The sequence below is a fragment of the Nocardia sp. JMUB6875 genome, from assembly GCF_041154655.1.
In the GTDB taxonomy this organism is placed as follows: domain Bacteria; phylum Actinomycetota; class Actinomycetes; order Mycobacteriales; family Mycobacteriaceae; genus Nocardia.
Genome location: NZ_BAAFGR010000029.1, coordinates 37,675 through 58,181 on the forward strand (window position 1 = coordinate 37,675; position 20,507 = coordinate 58,181).

Consider the following 20,507-nt stretch of genomic DNA (forward strand, 5'->3'; position numbering starts at 1 on the left):
AATATGTAGACCGATCTATTAGGAGTGAGTGTGGACGCAATCGTCTTCGGGGCAACCGGATTCATCGGCCGATCGCTGGTTGCCGAGTTGCTCGGCCGCGGGCAGACGGTGGCCGCGGCCGTCCGGAACGACACCCTCACCCCGTGGCTCACCGCCCGGGGCGTCGACCTCGCCGGATTGACCGTCGTCACCGCCGACATCACCCGACCGCTCACGGATTTGCCGCAGGCGCGCGATGTCTACAACACCGCCGCGCGGTACGCCTTCGGGCTCGGAGTGGAAGAAGCGCGGGCCACCAATGTGATCGGGGCGATCAATGTCCTGGAATGGGCCGCGACCCTGCCCGGGCTGCGGCGGCTGGTGCACGTGAGCGGATACCGGGTCAGCGCGCCGGAAGGCGAACCCGACTACCCGGGGCTCGGGGCGTACGAGGCGTCGAAATTCGAGGGGGATCTCGCGGTGCGCCGCCTCGCCCGCGAACGCGGCGTGCCGCTGACCATCGCCAATCCGAGCACCGTGATCGGGCCGGGGCAGTATCTCGGGCTGGCCGGTCTCGTCCGCGATCTGTGGGAGGGGCGGCTGCCCGCGATCCCCGGAGGTCCCGATGTGTTCGTGCCCATCGTCACGATCGACTACTTCGTGCGCTTCCTCGCGAGACTTCCCGAATCGCCTGCGGGCGAACACCATTGGGTGCTCGACGACAACACGCCGCGACTGCCCGCATTGATCCGCACGGTCGCCGACCACATGGGGGTTCGGGCGCCGCGGCGCAGCGTTCCCGTCGGCCTGCTCCGCCGCCTGCCCCGCAGGCTCACCGGCGCCGATCCGGAGACGCTGTCGTTCCTCTCGACCGATACCTATCCGACCGCTTCGGCCCAATCCGTCGCAGCCGCTGCGGGATTGGAGATGCCCGGTGCGGAGGAGGCACTGCGGGAGTGGGCTGATCACCTGGTCGCTGAACGTTTCGGTGCGAGTTCACCCTGGTTGCGCCCCTACGGTTTCGAGGCCGTGGCGGGTAGCCGGACGTGGATTTCCGGTGACCGGGATACCCCCGATTATGTTCTGCTGCACGGGCTTCCGTTGAACGCTGATTCCTGGGCTCCGGTCGCGAGTCGCCTGCCCGGTTCCGTCCTCGCGCCCGATCTGCCGGGGCTCGGCCGCTCGGCGGCCTCGGACCGGCCGGTGGAGACCTGGCTGGCCGATCTGATGAGCCGGGTCCGGACCCGGCCGGTGCTCGTCGCGCACTCGGCTGCCTGCGGGCCCGCGCTGCGCTACGCGGTCGAGCATCCGGATCGGCTCAGCCGGCTCGTGCTGATCTCGCCGCCGTTTCTCCAGGCACCGGGTCCGAGGTCGGCTCGGTCACCGCTCGCGGCGGGGATGTTGCGCCGCATGTCCACCGACCGGCTCGCCGCGACGCTGGGCCTGCGACCCGGCCCCGAGATCGACAGCGCCGCAGCGGATCTGCGTCGTCCCGGAGCCGCCCGCCGAGTGGTGCGGGCGCTCCGGACGGTGCACTCCGACCGCGCACGGTCCCGGGAACTGCTGGACCGGGTGCGCGTCCCGGTCGAGATCATCGCGGGCGCAGCCGATCCGCTGATCGTGCCCGTCGCTCATCCGGTCACCGAAGTGCCCGGGGCCGGACACTATCCGCAGCTCACCCATCCGGCCGAGCTGGCCGGGCATCCCGGTTTCGGTCAGCCCTCGACGGTGCGGATGGTCCAGAAGTCGGAGGCGTTCATCGAGAGCAGGTAGGCGTAGGGCATGGTGCCGTAGCCGCCCTTGCCCCAGGAGTCGCCCCAGGAGTTGCGGATTCGGAAGACCTGGTGGGTGTCGTCGTATCCGACGGCGAGGACGCAATGGCCGCCGACCACCTGTTCGCTGGCGTGGGGCAGGGGGATCGCGCCGGTCTTCTCGACCTCGGGGGTGAAGATGGATTCGTAGACGGTGAAGCCGAAGACGATCGGGTAGCCGTCGGCCAGGCAGCCGCGCAGCTGCGAGAGCGTGTGCGCGACACGGGAATACGCGATGGCCTGATGGTCGGCGGCATCGTGGTAGCAGGACGGCGGCGGTTCGACCGCGAATTTCGAGATGTCGTAGGGCCATTCGGTTTCCGGGCAGGCGCCGACCTTGGCGACGCTCTTGATGCCGTCGCGGATCATCGCCCCGGCATCCTGGTCGACCGTGCCCTCCATGACGCGCTCGTTGTAATAGATGAACAGGCGCGACGGCACGGATTGGTCGGCCAGCCCCTGTTTCATGGCGTCGAATTGCAGGGCGGCCGCGATGCCGTTGCCGGTACAGGAGCCGAGCTTGCCCTGGTCGTAGACGGGGGCGAAGTGCGAGGTCAGGTCCACCGCCGGCGGCAGTTGGGCCATGACCGCCGCCGGGGCGGCGTAGAGGTGGTCGCGCTGGTCAGGCAGGTCCGGGATCCAGCCGAGTTGTTTGGTCTGCTTGGTGCTGATCGATTTCATGGGTCCAGTGCAGCGGGGGCGGCGGCATTCGGAAACGAGCGAAAAACGAAAACATCTTCACTCGAACTGATCGCGCGGATGCCCCCGGAATTCGGGTAGCCCGCCACTCGTTACCCCCGCGCCCGCGTGCGCGATATTCCATATGCACGCGAAGGGGGAACGGCCGTGGAACTGCGGCAACTGCGTTATTTCGTGACGCTTGCGGAGGAGTTGCACTTCGGGCGCGCGGCGGCGCGCGAGCACATCGTGCAGTCGGCGCTGAGCCAGCAGATCCAGCGGCTGGAACGCGAATTGCGGGTGCCGCTGGTGGAGCGCAGTACCCATCATGTGCGGTTGACCGCGGCGGGGACGCTGCTGCTTGCCGAGGCGCGGCTGATTCTCAGTCATGTGGATCGGGCCGCGGCGGCGGCGCGCACCATGACCGGGACCGACGCGGTGCTGCGGGTCGCGATGGGCGATGCCAGTTTCGACACCATGCCGGTGGTGTTGGCGGCGGTGCGGGAGCATCATCCGAATCTGCTCGAGGTGCACGAGGTCGAGGCCGGGGTGCCCGAGCAGTGCCGGTTGCTGGCGCAGGGGCGGCTCGATGTCGGGATCGGGCGGGCGGTGCAGCTGCCGGCGGGGGTGGCCTCGGAGGTGATCCGGCTGGATCGGCTGGGGGTGCTGGTCGCCGACGATCATGTGTGGGCGCATCGGCTGGCGGTGTCGCTGGCCGAGGTGGCGGGGGAGCCGCTGGTCTTCGCCGACGAGTCCCGGGCACCGGAGTACAACGAGTTCATCCGGGAGCTGTGCCGCACAGGGGGATTCGCGGCCAAGGCGTATCCGGGCACCGTGCACAGTGTGCTGGGGGCGCGGCGCCTGGTCCGTGACGGGCATGCGGTGGCGTGCGTGCCGCGGTCCTGTGCGCCGCTGCCGGGGTTGCGCTGGATTCCTCTCGCCGAGCCCGCCTACTACCCGTGGTCACTGCTGTGGCGTGCGAACGGGGAGACCGAGGCCGTGCGATCGATCCGCTGCTGTGCGCGCATGTTGGCCGAGCGGCTCGGCTGGACCTCCCGCCGCGAACCCGCCGAGGCGCCCGTCACCGGCCTGCGCGCCGGGTGAGTCGAGCCCGCTGTCCGGTGCCATCGAACCGCGCTGTCCGGGGCCGCTCCACGGTCCTGTCCGGGGCCACTCTGCTGTGACCGAGGCCGACCGGGTAGAAAAGGTATGGCGTCGTGGACGCGTCCGGGATGCCGCCGCCGAGGAGATTTCGTGCGGTCACTACACCTGTCGAATGGAGAGGCTGTTTCATGGCGACCTCGGAAGCGCGCGCCCAGATCGGCGTGACCGGCCTGGCGGTCATGGGTAGCAATATCGCCCGCAACTTCGCACGGCACGGATACACCGTCGCCCTGCACAACCGCAGCATCGGCAAGACCGACGCGCTGCTCGAGGCGCATGGCGGCGACGGCGATTTCGTGCGCACCGAGACCATCGAGGAGTTCGTGGCCGCGCTGGAGAAGCCGCGCCGCGTGCTCATCATGGTCAAGGCCGGTGACGCCACCGACGCCGTGATCGAGGAGCTCGCCGACGCCATGGAGCCCGGCGACATCATCATCGACGGCGGCAACGCCCTCTACACCGACACCATCCGCCGCGAGGCTGCCATGGCCGCGCGCGGCCTGAACTTCGTGGGCGCGGGCATCTCCGGCGGCGAAGAGGGCGCGCTGAACGGCCCGGCCATCATGCCCGGCGGCCCGAAGGAGTCCTACGAGTCGCTGGGCCCGATGCTGGAATCCATTGCGGCACAGGTCGACGGCACCCCCTGCTGCACCCACATCGGCCCCGACGGCTCCGGCCACTTCGTGAAGATGGTGCACAACGGCATCGAATACGCCGACATGCAGCTCATCGGCGAGGCCTACAACCTCTTCCGCGACGCGCTGGGCTTCGACGCCAAGCAGATCGCGGATGTGTTCACCCAGTGGAACTCCGGCGAGCTGGAGAGCTACCTGGTCGAGATCACCGCCGAGGTCCTGAACCAGGTCGACGCCAAGACCGGTAAGCCGCTGGTCGACGTCATCGTCGACGCCGCCGAGCAGAAGGGCACCGGCCGCTGGACCGTCAAGTCCGCGCTGGACCTCGGCATCCCGGTGACCGGCATCGCCGAAGCCGTCTTCGCCCGCGCCCTGTCCGGCTCCCGCACCCAGCGCGCCGCCGCCAAGGGCCTCGCCTCGGGCGTCCTCGGCGAAAAGCCCACCGACGTAGCCGAATTCACCGAAGCGATTCGCCAGGCCCTCTACGCCTCCAAGATCGTCGCCTACGCCCAGGGCTTCGACCAGATCGCCGCCGGCTCCGCCGAATACAACTGGAACCTCCACCCCGGCGACCTCGCCACCATCTGGCGCGGCGGCTGCATCATCCGCGCCCGCTTCCTCAACCGAATCAAGGAAGCGTACGAGGCCGACCCGTCGTTGCCGTCCCTGATCCTGGCCCCGTACTTCCGCGAGGCCATCGAGAAGGCCATCGACAGCTGGCGTCGCGTCGTCGTCGTGGCGACCCAGCTCGGCATCCCGGTCCCGGCCTTCGCGTCCTCGCTGTCCTACTACGACGGCCTCCGCGCCGACCGCCTCCCCGCCGCCCTGACCCAGGGCCAGCGCGACTTCTTCGGCGCCCACACCTACGAGCGCATCGACGCCGAAGGCAAGTACCACACCCTCTGGAGTGGCGATCGCAGCGAAGTCCCCGCGTAAAGCGCAGCAGAAAAAAGGTTTCCCTGAAGGGTGGAGCAGGTGCCGAACCGGCACCTGCTCCACCCTTTTCGCGCTACGACGGACTTTCAGGACATGTTCAGGGTTTCATTGGAGACCGGGTCCAGCCTGGGGAGTGCGGTGGTCGCCGCGTCGGATTCGGAACGGGGGACGGAATGAAGGGCGTCGGGAAACTGGCCATGGGCGCGATGCTGGTCGGGGTGACGGGATGTGCGGCCGCTCATGCACCGGACCCGGTGTCCCCGGGCGCCGCAACCAGTTCGACCGTGCCGGTGACCACAACCGCCGCGCCGCCCTCGGCCGTTCCGCTGTTGGAGCCGAATACCCCAGGCACACTGGAGTCTTGGGGACTGACGCTTTCTGACTTCACCTTCCTCGATTCGGTCAGCGATCGGCCTCGCCTCGCGGTGACGGTCCGACTGCGCAACAACGCCGCAGCCCCAGCGGATTCGAGTTCGGTGGACTTCTACTCCGCGGTGGCCTACACCGAAGGCTTCGGATTCGCCTATCCCATCGATTGCCCCTCCGACCAAGGCGATTCACTGCCACGTAAGGGCGTCGTCGAGGCTTCGGGAACGGTAACGGGCAGGCTCTGCCTCGAAGGCACATGGCAGAGAATGCACGGCCCCCGCACTGCCGAATTCATTGTGTACCTGCGAAATATCGGCGCCGAGGGCCCACATGCCAACTGGCTCTTTCCGATTGCCGCGGCGTGAGGCTCACGGCAGTCCGCATCAGCCCATAACATTCGAACAGTGAGGATTGATCCGGAATCACGCGAGACCATCCGCGGAATCGCATTGTCGGCCGCCGTGGCTTTCCTCGCCGCGGTCGGGATCATCGCGATCTTCTGCGGCATCGGGTGGCTGATCTACGAGTTGATCACCCTTTTTCCAGCTCCCGCGCAGAATTAGCGGCCCCACGCAGCGCACTCATTGCTGAGGTTGCGAGCCGGTGACCTCCCCGGGCAGTTGGGCGAGGTATTCGGCCGCGGCGCGGGCTCGGGGGCAGGGCGGTGTGCAGGTGGCGTGGATCTTCAGGATGCCTTCGGCGCGGCGGCGGCCCTCGACGTAGGCGTTCTCGCAGAAATCGTCGATCCAGCTCATTGTGCTGCCCTCCGTTCGGCTCGCCCATCGGGCCGAATTCGCCCGTCCGCCACCAGCGCCCAGTAGGCGGCGCGCTTGCGTTCGCAGGAATCCATCTGGCATTGCCGATGCAGCCGCATGGCGTCGTGCGCCTGGGCTGCGGTGAGCGGTGCCTCGGGTACATCGTGCGACCACGCGGACAGCCATGAATTCGTTTGCAGCGTCGGTTGATTCGACGGTCGTTCGGCAATCAGGCGGCGGCGCAGCTCACCGACGCTGATCGTGGCCCGACCGCTGTAATGCGCTGCGGTGCAGCCGGTGCGGTTCATCGTGAAGTGCCCGACGAGAACCATGGCGACGAGGAGCGCGATCGCACCGATTGTCGAAGCATTGTTGGTCATGGGAGAACGATGCGACACGAGTCGCAGTCGGTGCGGCACGCGCAGAGAATCTGCGGAATCAGCGAGAAACCCCAGCTCGCGTTGTGCAACACGGATTATCGTTGGTGCATTTCGCAACAACTCTCGACTGCGGCACGCAACGGAGGCGAGCGGCATGACCGATGGGGATGAGCCCGGAGAGACTGGAAGCACCCTGCCCCGCAGGCAGCTCGGCAGGTTTCTGCGGGAGGCTCGGGACGGGGCCGGGCTCACGGTGGAGCAGGCGGCCGGGCTGATGGAATGGAACAAGTCGACCCTCAGTCGGCTGGAACGGGGACTGACCGAAAAGGTAAGGGTCAGAGATGTTCTGGGGCTGTGCGAGGTGTACGGACTCGACGATGAGAAGACCGCCGCAGCGAAATCGCTGGCCGAGCAGACTCCCGCGAAATCCTGGTGGCATGCCTACGCCGATCTGATCCCGGCGCATTCCAACCTGTTCGTCGGACTCGAGGCCGGTGCGAAGAGCATGACGATCTTCCAACCCCTGATCGTCCCCGGACTCCTGCAGACCGCCGACTACGCCCGCGCCCTCGACCGAATCTACTTCCCGGCGGACACGGCCTCCGCGCTCGATCGACGGGTCGAACTGCGTGCACAACGTCAGAACGTGATTCTGCGCCAACGCCATCCAGCCCAGGCGCTGGTGGTTCTTCAAGAGGCCGCGGTGCGCACAGTGGTAGGTGACCGCCGGGTGATGGCCGCGCAGTTACGGCACATCGCGGACCTGAGCACCCGCGAGAACGTCGAGGTCAGACTGCTGCCGTTCCGTGCCGGATTCCCGCTGGGCATGCCACTACCGCCGTTCATCATCTTCCGATTCGCGAAAGACGCTCGCGGCAAGCTGACCGAGCCCACTGTGGTGTTCGCTGAAAGCTTCGCCGGCGCAATGTACTTTGAGCGTCAGACAGAGGTCGAGCTCTATCGTGAAGCGTTCGGCAAGGTTCAGCGCGCCACCTTGGACGCCCGCCCGAGTCGAGATCTGATCCGCGAGATAGCAAGGGAGTTCGACAATGGCCGTTGATCTGAGCCGGGCTCAATGGTTCAAGTCCACCCACAGCTCAGGGGGCCAGGACTGCGTCGAGGTCGCTTTCCTCGGTGGCGGGCAGGTGGGCGTCCGTGACTCGAAGAACCCCACCGGTCCGGCGCTGATCTTCGCGCCGGAAGAGTGGGATGCCTTCACCGCCGGCATCGGGAACGGGAGTCTTCGGCACCCTTGAGGTCCCCAACCTCACCAGAATGCATTTGGGCACATGCGTTCTCGACGTTTGTCTGCCAGAAGCATGCTCGTCGAACCTCGTGAGAGCATGGCGGGCGTGAGTGAGCTGCTGGTGGCCATGGCTGTCGAGAATGAGGGGATTATCGCGGCGGGGGGTTATCGGGCGCCGAGTGGGAAGTATGTTTCGCTGGGGGCGGCGGTGCGGGCGGCTGTCGAGGGGACCCGGATGTTTGGTCCTGAGCCGGTGTCGGTCAGCACCCGCGGGGAGGCGAGCACTGTCATCACGGTGACCGGGGAGAGCAGTCTCGAGGCGGCGCGGCGGATGGTCGATGCCGATCCGGAGCCGGTTGCGGTGCTGAATTTCGCATCCGCTCGGAATCCGGGGGGCCACTACCTTTTGGGGGCGCGTACTCAAGAAGAGGCGTTGTGCCGGGCGTCGGCGCTGTACACCACGCTGCTGGCGGTGCCGCAATATTACGAATACCACCGGGGCACGCCGGATCCGTTCTGCAGCGATCGTGTGATTCTATCGCCGGCCGTGCCCGTCTTCCGCGATGACACGGGCACCCTGCTCGAAAACCCTTATACGGTCGGCTTCCTCAGCTGCCCGGCACCCCGGACCAATGTGATCCTTCAAGAGTCGCCGAGTGAGGCGCATCGAATTCCCGCGGTGTTGGCCGCCCGCGCCGAGCGCATTCTCGAAACAGCCGCCGGCTACCGGCGTTTGGTGCTGGGCGCCTGGGGCTGCGGCGCCTACGGCAATGACCCTGGCGTGGTGGCCGGTATCTTCCGCGGACTGATCGCCGACGGCGGCCGGTTCGGCGGACACTTCGACGAGATCACCTTCGCCATTCTGGATCGCTCCCCGGGCGAAACCACCCTCACCGCCTTCCGAACAGCCCTCACCCCGGCCTGACGGCGCATTCAGCCAGTCACGGGGTTGAATTCGCCATGAGGGCGAGAGTGGATACGTCGGCTCCGAGGAGTTCGGCGGTGTCGGCTTCGGATAGGCCTTGGGCGATCATTCGCCGGGCTGCGCGCAGCAGGGTGGCTTGCTCGTGGGCGGCGGCGCGGGCGCGGGCGGCACGGGCCATTTCCACCGCGCCGACCAGGTCGCCGACGGATTCGACGTACATCTCGATTTCCTCGGTACCGCAAGGGATTCCGGTGACGGAGGCCGCCAGCTCCGCGACGGCGGTGCGGGCGGCCGAGAGGGTGGCGGCGTGGAAAGGATCGACGTCGACGGGCAGGCCGATGACGGTGATGGTCCAGCCGTCACTGACCGGGGTGGCGGATGCGATACATCTGATCATCGCTGGTAACTCCTTTGTTTCCGGCGGTCTGACAAGGGCCGGCGGAAACGGGGTGTCCATGGCGCGACCGACTTGACGTGTCATAGCAGTGTTACCCCGGTCGCACGGCTGGACGCCAATGGCGTGCGTGATTTCGCTCATAGCGGGATCGCGGTGCGGCCGAAGGGGTCGGCCGCACCGCGGGATTCGGTGGGGATCGGTCAGGGGGCGATCGGGATGTCCAGGTGAGCCGCGCCGTTGGCGTTGGACAGGGTGATGGTGGAGCGGGTGTCGACCTGGTCGGTATAGAAGGGGTCGGAGCTGTCTATGACCAGGACCAGTTTGTGGAAGGGGTCGATCTCGTAGTCGGTGGCTTGGAGGGGGAGGACGAGTGGCTTCGATTGCGCGGGGTCGGTATTGGTGACCGTGGCCGCGGCATGCGTGATGATGCGGAGGGTGCCGGTGAACGGCTCGAGGTCGAAGAGGTAGGCGATCAGGGTGACCGTGGTGCCGGAGGGGGTGACCGTCACCTCGAGCTGGGGAGTACCGGCGATGTGTTGGCGTTTCAGGAACACGTGCGGGGTGGTCCAGACGGCGGCCCGGTTGCGGCCGATATCGGCGAAGCGCTGGCGGTTGGGCATGAGCAGGCGCTCGGACATGCCGTCGAAGACCAGGGTTTTCGCGACCACGACTTGTTCGGGACCCGACTGGAAGGTCTGGCTGACGGCCGACGGCTGGTCGAGTGTCAGGGTGCCGTCGGGGGATCCGGTGGCGGGCGCCTGGAGGTGATAGCGGCGCTTCGCCTTCGGCCAGGACGCCAGGTCGGGGGAGGCCGTTATCGTGAAGTTGTGCATGGATTCGGTGTGCACCTCGCCGTCGCGGTCGATGCCGTTGTCCACGCCGAGGAGGTAGTGGTCGAACCAGTCGTAGGCGGCCTCGGTGGTGCGGGTGTAGACGCCGAGCAGCAGCCCGGGGATCTCCACGGCCGCGTGGTCGCCGATCGCCATGTCCAGGCGCTTGGGGCCGGGGTAGCGGTCGAAATATCTCAGCAGCTGATTCTGCGGGAAGATGGTCTCGTGCCAGAAGCTGGTGAAAAAGGTTGGCACGGGACGTATCTCGGAGGGTTCCAGCTGTGCGGGCGACCGGGGCTTCGCGTAGTCCAGAACTCCCTCGATATTGGTATTCGCGTTGAACCATTCGAGCACCTTCACCAGCTCGTCACTGGGATGCTCGCTGACCTTGGCCAGCGCCGCCGCGGCAGCCACGTGCCGGGTGTCGTTGTCGTAGAGCGCCTCGCCCAGATCGGCCCAGGTGCTCAGCGCGACAACGGCTTTGACCTTGTCGTGCTTGTTCGCGACCAGCTGGCTGATGCCGGAACCGTAGGAGATGCCCGCCATGCCGACCCGTTCGGGATCGGCGTGTAGCTCGTTGTGCCGCAGCGCCCAGTCGATGACCGCGCATCCGTCGTCGACATCCTCGGGGCCCGCGACGGTCAGGTCGCCTTCGGATCCGGGGAGACCGCGTTCGGTATAGGCGACGACCGCGTAGCCGCGCATGAGCAGCCGGATCACGGCCCCGCCGTACATCTTCCAGCCGGTCTTGTCGAGACCGGCCGGCATGACGATCAGCGGATGCGGTTCGTCGGTTCGCGGGTACGCGATGAGCGCGTCCAGTGAAACATTCTGATGGCCCGGAATTTTCACGTTCTGGATTACGCACCGGCCGCGCACCGCGTCGACGTCGGTGGTGGCGTAGCTGGACACGCCGGTGGCGTCACCGGTGAGCAGGTCGTTCACCAATGCGAGGGCACTGGCTTCCTGATCCGGAGTCAAGAGGCGCAACTGACCCGGAATTGCTTGCGACATGTCAGATTCCCTTCATGGCATAAAGGGAATTCGCGAATTCACCAGGGGTGGAAGGCTTTTGCCGATCCTGTTGTATAGCAGATCGTACAACGGTCGCAAGGCGGCTGTGTGCGGATTCGGAATGCGCGAGTTCCCTTGCCTACCAGCAGGTTTGGCAAAACGACTCGTCGGTATTCCAGATTTGATGAGGTGAATGCGGTCAAGCGCGCTCGGCCGGTTGCTGAATTTCGCCCAGGATTTCCAGGATGGCCGAGCGGTCCGGCGCGGCGAGCAAGCGCTCGCGGAACGCCGGGTCCATCAACTTGCGGGCCAGCAGGGCCAGGATGCGCAGATGCTCGTCGCCCGCGGCGGCCAGCGGGACCGCGATCATGAAGATGAGTTTGGCGGCATTGCCGTCGGGGGAGTCCCAGTCGATGCCCTGTGGCGCGCGGGCGAAGGCCACCACGGGCGCGGTGACCGCGTCGGTTTTGGCGTGGGGGATGGCGATTTCGTCGCCGAGCCCGGTGACGCCCTCGGCCTCGCGGCGCAGGGCGGCGGCGAGGAGCTCGGACTCATCGCTCACCTTGCCGCTGCGCGCCAGCAGCGCCGCCATTTCGCGGATGGCGGACTGCTTGTCGGTGGCCTCGAGGACCGGCTGCACCGTGCGCTCGGTGAGCGCCCCGTCGAGGATCTGCGGTTCGGTTGTTCCGGAGGCGGTTTCGGTGACGACCCCGGTTTCGGTGACGGCCGCGGCGGTTCCGCTCTGCGACGGGGCTTTCCGGCGCGCCCGGAACTCGATCAGCACGATCGTCAGCACCGCGGTCACCACGGTCCCCGCCACCACCGCGACGAAGAACATCGGAATCCCCTTGATCGCCCCCAGCAGCGCCACGATCGGCCCGCCGTGCGGCACCGCGTCCCCGACCCCGGCGAGTCCGGCGATCGCGCCCGCCACCGCGCCGCCGATCATATTGGCCGGAATCACCTGAGCGGGACGGGAAGCCGCGAACGGGATCGCGCCCTCGGAGATGCCGAAGAATCCCATGAACATCGACGCCAGCCCGGCCTCGCGCTCTTGATCGTCATACAAAGGACGCCGCAGCAGCGTGGCCAGGCCCTGCCCCAGCGGCATGACCGGAATCGCGGCCGCCGCCATACCCATGACCGACAGATTGCCGGTGGCGATGAGGCCCGCACCGAACAGGAAGGCGGTCTTGTTGACCGGTCCGCCCATGTCGAAGGCGATCATCAGGCCCACGATCGCGCCGAGGGCGATGGCGCTGGTGCCGGTCATCCCGCCCAGCCAGCTGGTGAGGTGCTCGAAGATGTAGGAGATCGGCCGCCCGATCGCATAGATGAAGAACAGCCCGACCGCCAGCGTGGACACGATCGGCACCACGATGATCGGCATGATCGGCTGCGCGAACTTGGGAACCTTCACCTTCTTGATCCACAGCACCAGATACCCGGCCAGGAACCCGGTCACGATCGCGCCCAGGAAGCCCGCGCCCGCCTTGGAGTCGTAGAGCGACCCGGTATTGGCGATCCACCCGCCGATCATGCCCGGCACCAGCGCGGGCCGGTCGCCGATGGCGTAGGCGATATAGCCGGACAGGATCGGCACCATGAGCGTGAACCCGATGCTGCCGATCTGATTGACGCTGTACCAGATCGAATCCTTCGGAATGACCAGTCCGCCCGAGGGATCGGTGTGCCCGCCCAGCGACAGTGAGATGGCGATGAGCAGACCGCCCACGGCCACGAACGGGATCATGTAGCTGACGCCGTTCATGAGCGCCTTGAGGGCCACACTGCGCTCACTGTCGGCTGGGCCGGAGTCGGTCGCACCCTCTTGAACGGGCGCGGACCGCACGTCCTCGATGAGCTTCTCGGGATGCCGGATGCCCTCCGACACCGGCACGATCAGGACCCGCTTGCCCGCGAACCGGCTCAGATCCACGTCCTTGTCGGCGGCGATGATGACCCCGTCGGCGGCGGCCACATCGGCGCGGGTGATCGCGTTCTCGACGCCGATCGACCCCTGCGTCTCGACCTTCATCTCGACGCCGAGCGCTTCGGCGGCCTGCCCGAGTTTCTCGGCGGCCATATAGGTGTGCGCGATGCCCGCCGGGCACGCGGTCACGGCCACCAATTTCCGGTGCCGCGATTCGCCATTCACTTCGGATTCAGCCTCGACAGCACCGCCCACGTCGCGATCTCCTTTGAACGCACGCATAACGCTCCGACGCCTTGCATTCTGCTCGACCTACCACACGGCGTTGGAATCGGGTACTGGGAAAGTGCTGGGTATCGGCATACAGTCCGCCCAGAATCCGGTTCCTGATCTCGCCGAAGGATATTGCACGGCAGTACTTTTCGATTCGTCTCCGACAACGAAATTCGAAAGGTCCTGGAATGTTTGCTCTCATCCTCGCGGCGGTCGGTCTGATGACGGGAAGCGCGGTCGCCGCGGGCGCGACCGGTAGCGCGGCCATGGGGGTCGGGAATATCTGACCATCGCCGCGGGTCCGCGGAGACCCCGGTGTTGATTCAGACCGGCTGGACGCCGATCATCGGCAGCACGGTTCGGCGCGCGAAGTCGCGCGCCGCGGTCTCGTCGGTCAGCGGGATCAGCCCGTCCGGCGTCAGCACCAGCGACTGCCCCAGCCGCGCCAGCACCTCCGCCACCAGATCCGCGTCGAAGGCGGGCACATCGCCGGATTCCTGTAGCGTGCGCAGCTTTTCGGCCAGATAGGTGCGCCCGACCGCGAGCACCGGACCGGCCTCGGTGGTCAGCCGCGGCAGGATGGTGTCTGGCTCGGTGCGCAGCAGCCGTTGCAGCAGTTGGTTGTTCGCCAGCTGGGTGATGAACGCGACGAAGATCTCGACCAGCTGATCGTTGACCGCCGAGCCGTTGCTGGTGGCCTCCTGCACCCGCTTGTCGATCTCGGCGATGAACCGCTGCGCCTCGCGCACGCCGACCGCGGCGACCAGATCGTTCTTGGATTCGAAGCGCCGGTAGAGCGTGGCCGGGCTGATGCCGGCGCGACGCGCTATCTCCCCCATGCTGGTTCGGCGAATCCCGAAGTCGAGGAAGGCCGACAGCGCGCTCTCCAAGAGCTGTTCGCCTTCGGCCCGCGGCTTCTCCAGAATGCGTTGCAGGATGGTGGGCACGGACGGCATCGAGTCTCCAGTCGATCGGGTGGCGACCGCGACATTGCGGCGAACGGCGTTGGCACTCTTGTGGTGTGCGGGCCGTGCCGCATTATCGCATCGACGGATCGTAGCGATACACGCCGCATCCGATCAGCGGACGTTGAGCGCCGCCATTTCCCATTCGATGGCGTTGGCCGCGAAATCCCGGCCGTTGGAACGTAACTCGTGGACCCGGCGCTGCAGCGCCTCCATCCCTCCGGGCTGCGCGGCGATGTCGGCCACGCTGATCCGGCGTCGGTGCATACTGTCGTGCTCGTACAACACCGTGGAAAACCTCCTGCTAGCCCCGAGCGCGCACCCGGCTTGCGGCGGCACAGCCCGGGCCGCCGGGAACGCTTCGCACGATGCTAACAGCGGCCTTTATGGTCGCTTGTTCAGTGTGGGGATTCTCACACACCCCGTTCAGTCACGCCTCTTGACCCTGCCGGTGCAGCGCCGTGTTGTGCAGGTACGCAGCGGCATTCAAGCGAATGTGATCACGCTCCGCCTCACTCAGCTCCCGCCGCACCTTGCCGGGCACGCCGGCCACCAGCGAACCCGGCGGAATCTGCGCGCCCTCGGGCACCAGCGCATTCGCGGCGATCAAGCTCCCCGCCCCGATCACCGCGCCGTTGAGCACCGTCGCGCCCATGCCGATCAGCACATCGTCGCCGACCGTGCAGCCGTGCAGGATCGCGTTGTGGCCCACCGAGACTCCCTCGCCCACCGTGCACGGGAAGCCCGGATCGGCATGCAGCACGCACCCGTCCTGGATATTGCTGCGCGCGCCGACGGTGATCTCGTCCATGTCCCCGCGCAGCACCGCCGAATACCAGACGCTCACTTCGGCTTCCAGCCGCACCCGCCCCACCACGGTGGCATTCGGCGCGATCCACGCGTTCTCATCGACCTGCGGCGCATGCTCACCCAGCTGAATCCTCATGGCCCGAACCTAGCGCCGGAACTGGGCGCGGTGGGCGGCGGGGGTGGTGCCGAGCAGGCGGTGGAAATGGTGGCGCAGATTGATGCTGGTGCCCAGGCCCGCGTCGGTGGCGATGCGGTCCATGGTGTCGTCGGTGGATTCCAGCAGCAGGCGGGCGTGGTCGACGCGCTGCTGCAGCAGCCACTGCTGCGGGCTGGTGCCGGTGCGGTCGCGGAAGCGGCGGGTGAAGGTGCGCCGCGACATGAGCGCGGTGCGGGCCCAGCCGTCCAGGTCCACCGGTTCGTCGAGATGCGTTCGCGCCCAGACCATCGCCTGCTCGATCGGGTCGTGGTCGGCGGATTCGGGGACGGCGACCGGGATGTACTGGGCCTGTGAGCCGCTGCGATGCGGGGCCAGCACCAGGCGGCGGGCCAACTCGGCGGCGACGCGGCTGCCCTGATCGGAGCGCACCAGATGCAGACAGCAGTCGAGGGCGGCGGCGACACCGGCGGAGGTGATGAGGTCGCCGTCATCGGACCACAGCGAGTCGGCGCGCACACGGACGGCCGGATACGCGCGGGCTATCTCGGCGGCGGCCGACCAGTGGGTGGTGATCTCGCGGCCGTCGGCCAGACCGCTGGCGGCGATCGCCCACGCGCCCAGGCACAGGCCGACGATGCGGGCGCCGCGGGCGTGCGCGCGGTGCAGGGCGTCGCGAATGGGTTCGGGCAGTGGGCGATCGCGCTCCCAGCTGGGGATGACGACGGTGTCGGCGATCTCGGTGGCCTCCAGGCCGTGGTGGATGACGAGGTCGAAACCGGCCGGGGTGGAGATGGTTCCGGAGTTTTCGGCGCAGACGATCACCCGGTAGGGATTGTCTGCGCCGCCGCCCGCGCCGATGCGGCCGAAGACCAGGGTCGGGACGGAGAGGTGGAACGGGCTGATGCCGTCGAAGGCGAGGACGGCCACGGTGTGCGGGGTGGCGACGGTGTGCGCGGCGACGGAATTGTCCATGGCCCGATCTTATCGATAAGCGGCCTTCGGGCCACTGTCGGGAGTGCGGTGAGATCGCGAAACTCATTGGCATGACGAACACGATCGACACCGCAGCAGCCGCCACCACCATCGAGGTGCTCCACATCGGCGGCCCCACAGTCCGATTCGCGTACGGCGATCTGACCTTCCTGACCGATCCCACCTTCGACGAGCCCACCGACTACCCGGGGCCGGTCACCCTCTACAAGCTGAACGGTCCCGCCGTCCCCGCCGCCGCGGTCGGCCCGATCGACGTGGTGCTGCTCTCGCACGACCAGCACGCCGACAACCTCGATGCCGCCGGGCGCGCCCTGCTGCCGAGCGTCGAGCATGTGCTGTCCACCCCGGATGCCGCCGGGCGCATCGAAGGCGTTCGGGGACTGGCCAACTGGGAGTCGATCCAGATCGGCGCGGTGACCGTCACCGGCGTGCCCGCCCAGCACGGGCCGGACGGATGCGAGCCGCTGACCGGGGTCGTCACCGGATTCGTGCTGCAGGCCGACGGGCTGCCCACCGTGTACGTCTCGGGTGACAACGCCTCGGTCGAGGTCGTGCAGCGGATCGCGGATCGGATCGGCCGCATCGATCTCGCCATCCTCAATGTCGGCGCCGCCAATGTCGACCGCTTCGGCGACCACGACCTGACCCTCAACGGCCGCACCGCCTCCCAGGCCTCCGCGGCCCTCGGCGACGCCCTGATCGTCCCGGTCCACGCCGAGGGCTGGGCCCACTTCTCCGAGCACCTCGACTACCTGACCCACCGCTTCACCGTCACCGGCCGCGACCACCTGCTGCGCATCCCGACCCCCGGCGAGGTGCTGTCGCTCGCGGTCGCGTCCTGATCGAATTCGGGATTGCCTGCTGGTAGCCGGGCGAGAAATCGGGTCGTGGCGGTCGTGGCGGCGGCCGCCGCGCGGGGCCACGATGGCGGTATGAGAATCGGGGTTCCGCGGGAGGTCAAGGAGCAGGAGTATCGGGTCGCGCTGACCCCGGCCGGTGCCGGGGAGCTGGCGCGGCACGGGCACGAGGTGCTGCTGGAGGTGGGGGCGGGGGTCGGATCCGGATTCGCGGACGCCGACTACGTCGCCGCCGGGGCGCGGATCGTGCCGACGCCGGAGGAGGTGTGGAGCGCCGCCGAACTGGTGCTGAAGGTGAAAGAGCCCATCGCCGAGGAGTATTCGCGGATGCGGGACGGGCAGGTGCTGTTCACCTTCCTGCACCTGGCGGCCTCGCGGGAGTGCACCGACGCGATTCTGCGGTCCGGGATCACCGCCATCGCCTATGAGACCGTGCGCGCGGGCGACGGATCGCTGCCGCTGCTCGCGCCCATGAGCGAGGTGGCGGGCAAGCTCGGCAGCCAGGTGGGCGCGTACCACCTGATGTCACCGCAGGGCGGGGCGGGCGTGCTGCTGGGCGGGGTGCCCGGCGTGCGGCCCGCGGATGTGGTGGTGCTCGGCGGCGGGGTGGCGGGCAGCAATGCGGCGGTCGTCGCCATGGGGATGGGGGCGCGAGTCACGGTGCTGGACACCAATATCGCGCGCTTGCGGGAGCTGGACGCGCGGTTCGGCGGGCGGGTGGCGACTATCGGATCCAATGCGGCCGAGGTCGAAAAGGCGGTGCTGGCAGCGGATCTGGTGATCGGGTCGGTGCTGGTGCCGGGGGCGCGAGCACCGAAGCTGGTGCCCGACAGTCTGGTCGCGCACATGCGGCCCGGCTCGGTGCTGGTGGATATCGCCATCGATCAGGGCGGGTGCTTCCAGAGTTCGCATCCGACCACGCATGCCGAACCGACGTTCCGCGTGGCGGATTCGCTGTTCTACTGCGTGGCGAACATGCCGGGCGCGGTGCCGCACACCTCGACGGTGGCGCTCACCAATGTGACGCTGCCGTATGCGCGCGCCATCGCCGATCTCGGGTGGCGGGAGGCGTGCAAGGCCGATCACGGTCTGTCGCAGGGGCTTACGGCGCATGCCGGGCAGCTGTATTCGCCGGAGGTCGCCGCCGCGCACGGGTTGCGGCCGGTGACGCCGGTCGCCTCCTGACACGCCGCGGGCCCGCAGCCGCCCCGCCTCGAGGGCGAGAGTGCTTGCGGGCCCGCGGTTTCGAACTCAGGCGTCGCCGTCGAGGGATTCGCCCAGCGGCCAGTCCGGCTCGCGGTCGTCGGGCAGCTGGATCTTGTCGGGATTGCGCACCACATCGATCTTGGTGATCCGGCCCTCGTCGATGGTGAACGAGAAGACGCCGGTGTGCTTGCCGTCGAACACCACCAGGCCCGGGCGGCCGTTGACCAGCACCGAACGACCCCACGCGCCACCGACCTTGGACGCGAACCCGAGGAAGCCGAGCAGGGTCTCGGCCACCTTCTCCGCGCCGTGCATGGGATGCAGGAACGCCTGCACCTTGCCGCCGCCGTCGGAGGTGAAGGTGACATTCGCGTCGAGCAGGCCCAGCAGGGCGCTCAGATCACCCGAACGCCAGGCGACCGCGAAGGCGGAGACCACCTTCTCGTGCTCGTCCGGGCTGGCCGGGAAGCGGGGCGTGCCGTTCTCCACATGTTTGCGGGCGCGCGAGGCCAACTGGCGCACGGCGGCCGGGGTGCGCCCGACCACCTCGGCGACCTCCGGGCCGGACATGCCGAAGACCTCTTGCAGCACGAAGGCGGTGCGCTCGGCGGGGGACAGCGATTCCAGCACTACCAGCAGGGCGGTGGTGACGCGCTCGTCCTGGGAGACGCGGTCGGCCGGATCGTCCCAGGTGGTGATCTCCGGCTCCGGAAGCCATTCGCCCACATACTGTTCGCGCCGCGCCCGCGCCGAGCCGAGATAGTCGAGCGCGAGCCGCCCGGTGACGGTGGTCAGCCACGCGCGCAGATTCTCGATATCCGCACCCTCCGGACTGGTCTCGTAGTACCGCACCAGCCGCAGCCAGGCCTCCTGCACCACATCATCGGCATCGCTCAAACTGCCGAGCGTGCTGTAGGCGACCCGCCTGAGATACCCGCGATGCTCCTCGAACTGCCGCGCCAACTCCGCCTGATCAGGCGCCCCGCGCCCCTCGCCACCACTCATCGCACCCTCGCTGCTCGCTCACGCCCGCCCCTATCGGGCAGGCCGTCTACAGAACCGACGAAACTGCTCGGCCGACTGTGACATTCCCGCCGAATCTACCGGCCGGTTTCGCGGCGTCCGCGCCGCAACAGCCAAGCGGCCGACACGGCGGCGAGGGCCGTGGTGATCTGAACGGCTTCGGAGAGGCGGACCGCTCGGCGCAGGTCGGGGACGCGGGGCACCGGGCCGTCGCCGAGTGTGGGCCGCATCTCCACGCCATGGCGATACTCGGTCTTGCCGCCGAGCATCACACCGAGCGCACCCGCCATCGACGCTTCCGCCACACCGGCATTGGGACTCGGATGCTTCGCCGCATCCCGCCGCCAAGCCCGCCACGCATCTGCGGGCCGACCCCCGACCACCGGAGCCAGCGCGACGGTGATCAACCCGCTGACCCGCGCCGGAACCAGATTCGCCACATCGTCGGTCCGTGCCGCCGCCCACCCGAATCGCCCGTACCGCTCGTTCCGATACCCCACCATCGCGTCCAGCGTGTTCACCGCCCGATATGCCAGCAGTCCCGGCACCCCCGCGACCGCACCCCAAACCAGCGGCGCCACAGTCGCATCCGAGGTGTTCTCCGCAATCGACTCCAACGCGGCCCGAGCCAGCCCATCCGCATCCAACAAATTCGGATCCCGCCCACACAACGACGGCAACAACTCCCGAGCCCCGTCGATATCCCCGGACTCCAGCCGATCCGCCATCTCCCGCCCGGTCCGCGCGAGAGTCGTCCCACCGAGCACGGTCCACGTCGCGGCAGCCGTCAACACGGCCTCGCCGAGCCCTCGGCCAACCATCCGCCGAGCCGCGATCCCGAGCCCCGTCACGGCCCCGACCAGCACGACTTCATGAACCACGCCCGCGGCTCGGCTGTCGCGGTAGGTGAACTGCTCCAACTTCATCGCGGCCGACCCGAACCCGGCCACCGGATGCCCGCGCCGAGGATCGCCGAAGGTTCGGTCCATCGCGAACCCGAGCACCAGTCCAGCCGCCGCAGCAGTCCCCATACGCACCCGGCGAGGCTATCCGACCGGCATGTTCGGCCGAGTGGGCACTAGCGGCGGGTGCCGCCGTAGCGGTCGGCGAGGCGGGCCTCGTTGGCGGTCGGCTTGCGGGTGGGGACGGGGTCGTTGGGCCGCGTTGTGGC

General features: G+C 67.9%; 22 protein-coding genes. 10 read left to right on the plus strand and 12 right to left on the minus strand.

Translation table 11 applies throughout. From position 1 onward, the window contains the following. The first annotated feature begins 30 nt into the window (after nt 1-30). The gene (locus tag ACAM49_RS10280) at nt 31-1,752 is read left to right on the plus strand and encodes an alpha/beta fold hydrolase (RefSeq protein ID WP_369635228.1); all 1,722 of its coding nucleotides are present in this window, start codon (nt 31-33) and stop codon (nt 1,750-1,752) included. On the opposite strand, the gene ACAM49_RS10285 is transcribed toward ACAM49_RS10280, so the two are convergent. Further along, nucleotides 1,695-2,471 (minus strand): C1 family peptidase, encoded by a 777-nt coding sequence (locus tag ACAM49_RS10285; RefSeq protein WP_369635229.1) that lies wholly within the window; start codon nt 2,469-2,471, stop codon nt 1,695-1,697. The genes ACAM49_RS10280 and ACAM49_RS10285 overlap by 58 nt on opposite strands. A gap of 165 nt (nt 2,472-2,636) precedes the next feature. On the opposite strand from ACAM49_RS10285, the gene ACAM49_RS10290 reads away from it, so the two are divergent. The 4 genes from ACAM49_RS10290 (at nt 2,637) to ACAM49_RS10305 (ending at nt 6,135) form a co-directional block, all read left to right on the plus strand. Further along, the gene (locus ACAM49_RS10290) at nt 2,637-3,572 is read left to right on the plus strand and encodes a LysR family transcriptional regulator (RefSeq protein ID WP_369635230.1); all 936 of its coding nucleotides are present in this window, start codon (nt 2,637-2,639) and stop codon (nt 3,570-3,572) included. 188 nt (nt 3,573-3,760) lie between these two features. Next, entirely contained in the window at nt 3,761-5,203 is a 1,443-nt protein-coding gene (gene gndA, locus ACAM49_RS10295; RefSeq protein WP_369635231.1) for an NADP-dependent phosphogluconate dehydrogenase, read from the plus strand. Nucleotides 5,204-5,376: 173 nt separating this feature from the next. Further along, a complete protein-coding gene (locus ACAM49_RS10300; RefSeq protein ID WP_369635232.1) occupies nt 5,377-5,937 on the plus strand; it encodes a hypothetical protein in 561 nt (186 codons plus the stop codon). Between the two features lie 39 nt (nt 5,938-5,976). Continuing rightward, nucleotides 5,977-6,135, plus strand: a complete 159-nt coding sequence (locus tag ACAM49_RS10305; protein WP_369635233.1) for a hypothetical protein — start codon at nt 5,977-5,979, stop codon at nt 6,133-6,135. An 18-nt stretch (nt 6,136-6,153) separates the two neighbouring features. Here ACAM49_RS10305 and ACAM49_RS10310 read toward each other — a convergent pair whose 3' ends face one another. Continuing rightward, nucleotides 6,154-6,327, minus strand: a complete 174-nt coding sequence (locus tag ACAM49_RS10310; protein WP_369635234.1) for a hypothetical protein — start codon at nt 6,325-6,327, stop codon at nt 6,154-6,156. Further along, nucleotides 6,324-6,746 (minus strand): hypothetical protein, encoded by a 423-nt coding sequence (locus ACAM49_RS10315; RefSeq protein ID WP_369635235.1) that lies wholly within the window; start codon nt 6,744-6,746, stop codon nt 6,324-6,326. The genes ACAM49_RS10310 and ACAM49_RS10315 overlap by 4 nt, the downstream gene beginning before the upstream one ends. 115 nt (nt 6,747-6,861) lie before the next feature. On the opposite strand from ACAM49_RS10315, the gene ACAM49_RS10320 reads away from it, so the two are divergent. The 3 genes from ACAM49_RS10320 (at nt 6,862) to ACAM49_RS10330 (ending at nt 8,878) form a co-directional block, all read left to right on the plus strand. After that, nucleotides 6,862-7,767: a helix-turn-helix domain-containing protein gene (locus ACAM49_RS10320; protein ID WP_369635236.1), complete on the plus strand. Its 906-nt coding sequence runs from the start codon at nt 6,862-6,864 to the stop codon at nt 7,765-7,767. After that, on the plus strand, nt 7,757-7,963 hold the full coding sequence (locus ACAM49_RS10325; RefSeq protein ID WP_369635237.1) for a DUF397 domain-containing protein: 207 nt from the start codon (nt 7,757-7,759) through the stop codon (nt 7,961-7,963). The genes ACAM49_RS10320 and ACAM49_RS10325 overlap by 11 nt, the downstream gene beginning before the upstream one ends. 96 nt (nt 7,964-8,059) lie before the next feature. Beyond that, complete coding sequence (locus ACAM49_RS10330) at nt 8,060-8,878, plus strand: TIGR02452 family protein (protein ID WP_369635238.1); 819 nt, start codon at nt 8,060-8,062, stop codon at nt 8,876-8,878. A 16-nt stretch (nt 8,879-8,894) separates the two neighbouring features. On the opposite strand, the gene ACAM49_RS10335 is transcribed toward ACAM49_RS10330, so the two are convergent. The 7 genes from ACAM49_RS10335 to ACAM49_RS10365 all read right to left on the minus strand — a co-directional run bounded on the left by ACAM49_RS10335 (nt 8,895) and on the right by ACAM49_RS10365 (nt 16,229). Then, complete coding sequence (locus ACAM49_RS10335; protein WP_369635239.1) at nt 8,895-9,275, minus strand: hypothetical protein; 381 nt, start codon at nt 9,273-9,275, stop codon at nt 8,895-8,897. 200 nt (nt 9,276-9,475) lie between these two features. Continuing rightward, nucleotides 9,476-11,119 carry a CocE/NonD family hydrolase gene (locus ACAM49_RS10340; RefSeq protein ID WP_369635240.1) on the minus strand — a complete coding sequence of 548 codons (1,644 nt, stop codon included), beginning with the start codon at nt 11,117-11,119 and terminating at the stop codon, nt 9,476-9,478. 199 nt (nt 11,120-11,318) lie between these two features. After that, entirely contained in the window at nt 11,319-13,307 is a 1,989-nt protein-coding gene (locus tag ACAM49_RS10345; protein ID WP_369635241.1) for a fructose-specific PTS transporter subunit EIIC, read from the minus strand. A gap of 341 nt (nt 13,308-13,648) precedes the next feature. Beyond that, entirely contained in the window at nt 13,649-14,281 is a 633-nt protein-coding gene (locus ACAM49_RS10350) for a TetR/AcrR family transcriptional regulator (protein WP_369635242.1), read from the minus strand. A 123-nt stretch (nt 14,282-14,404) separates the two neighbouring features. Next, nucleotides 14,405-14,578, minus strand: coding sequence for a hypothetical protein (locus ACAM49_RS10355; protein WP_369635243.1), 174 nt, complete (start codon nt 14,576-14,578; stop codon nt 14,405-14,407). A 142-nt stretch (nt 14,579-14,720) separates the two neighbouring features. Next, entirely contained in the window at nt 14,721-15,236 is a 516-nt protein-coding gene (locus tag ACAM49_RS10360) for a gamma carbonic anhydrase family protein (RefSeq protein ID WP_369635244.1), read from the minus strand. Nucleotides 15,237-15,245: 9 nt separating this feature from the next. Then, nucleotides 15,246-16,229, minus strand: a complete 984-nt coding sequence (locus ACAM49_RS10365) for a GlxA family transcriptional regulator (protein WP_369635245.1) — start codon at nt 16,227-16,229, stop codon at nt 15,246-15,248. A 71-nt stretch (nt 16,230-16,300) separates the two neighbouring features. Between ACAM49_RS10365 and ACAM49_RS10370 the strand changes: the two genes are divergently transcribed. Continuing rightward, nucleotides 16,301-17,092 carry an MBL fold metallo-hydrolase gene (locus tag ACAM49_RS10370; RefSeq protein ID WP_369635246.1) on the plus strand — a complete coding sequence of 264 codons (792 nt, stop codon included), beginning with the start codon at nt 16,301-16,303 and terminating at the stop codon, nt 17,090-17,092. Nucleotides 17,093-17,182: 90 nt separating this feature from the next. After that, nucleotides 17,183-18,292 carry an alanine dehydrogenase gene (gene ald / locus ACAM49_RS10375; RefSeq protein ID WP_369635247.1) on the plus strand — a complete coding sequence of 370 codons (1,110 nt, stop codon included), beginning with the start codon at nt 17,183-17,185 and terminating at the stop codon, nt 18,290-18,292. A 66-nt stretch (nt 18,293-18,358) separates the two neighbouring features. On the opposite strand, the gene sigJ is transcribed toward ald, so the two are convergent. Next, nucleotides 18,359-19,318 carry an RNA polymerase sigma factor SigJ gene (gene sigJ / locus ACAM49_RS10380; protein ID WP_369635248.1) on the minus strand — a complete coding sequence of 320 codons (960 nt, stop codon included), beginning with the start codon at nt 19,316-19,318 and terminating at the stop codon, nt 18,359-18,361. Nucleotides 19,319-19,413: 95 nt separating this feature from the next. Then, complete coding sequence (locus ACAM49_RS10385) at nt 19,414-20,367, minus strand: cobalamin biosynthesis protein (protein WP_369635251.1); 954 nt, start codon at nt 20,365-20,367, stop codon at nt 19,414-19,416. Nucleotides 20,368-20,507: the final 140 nt, after the last annotated feature.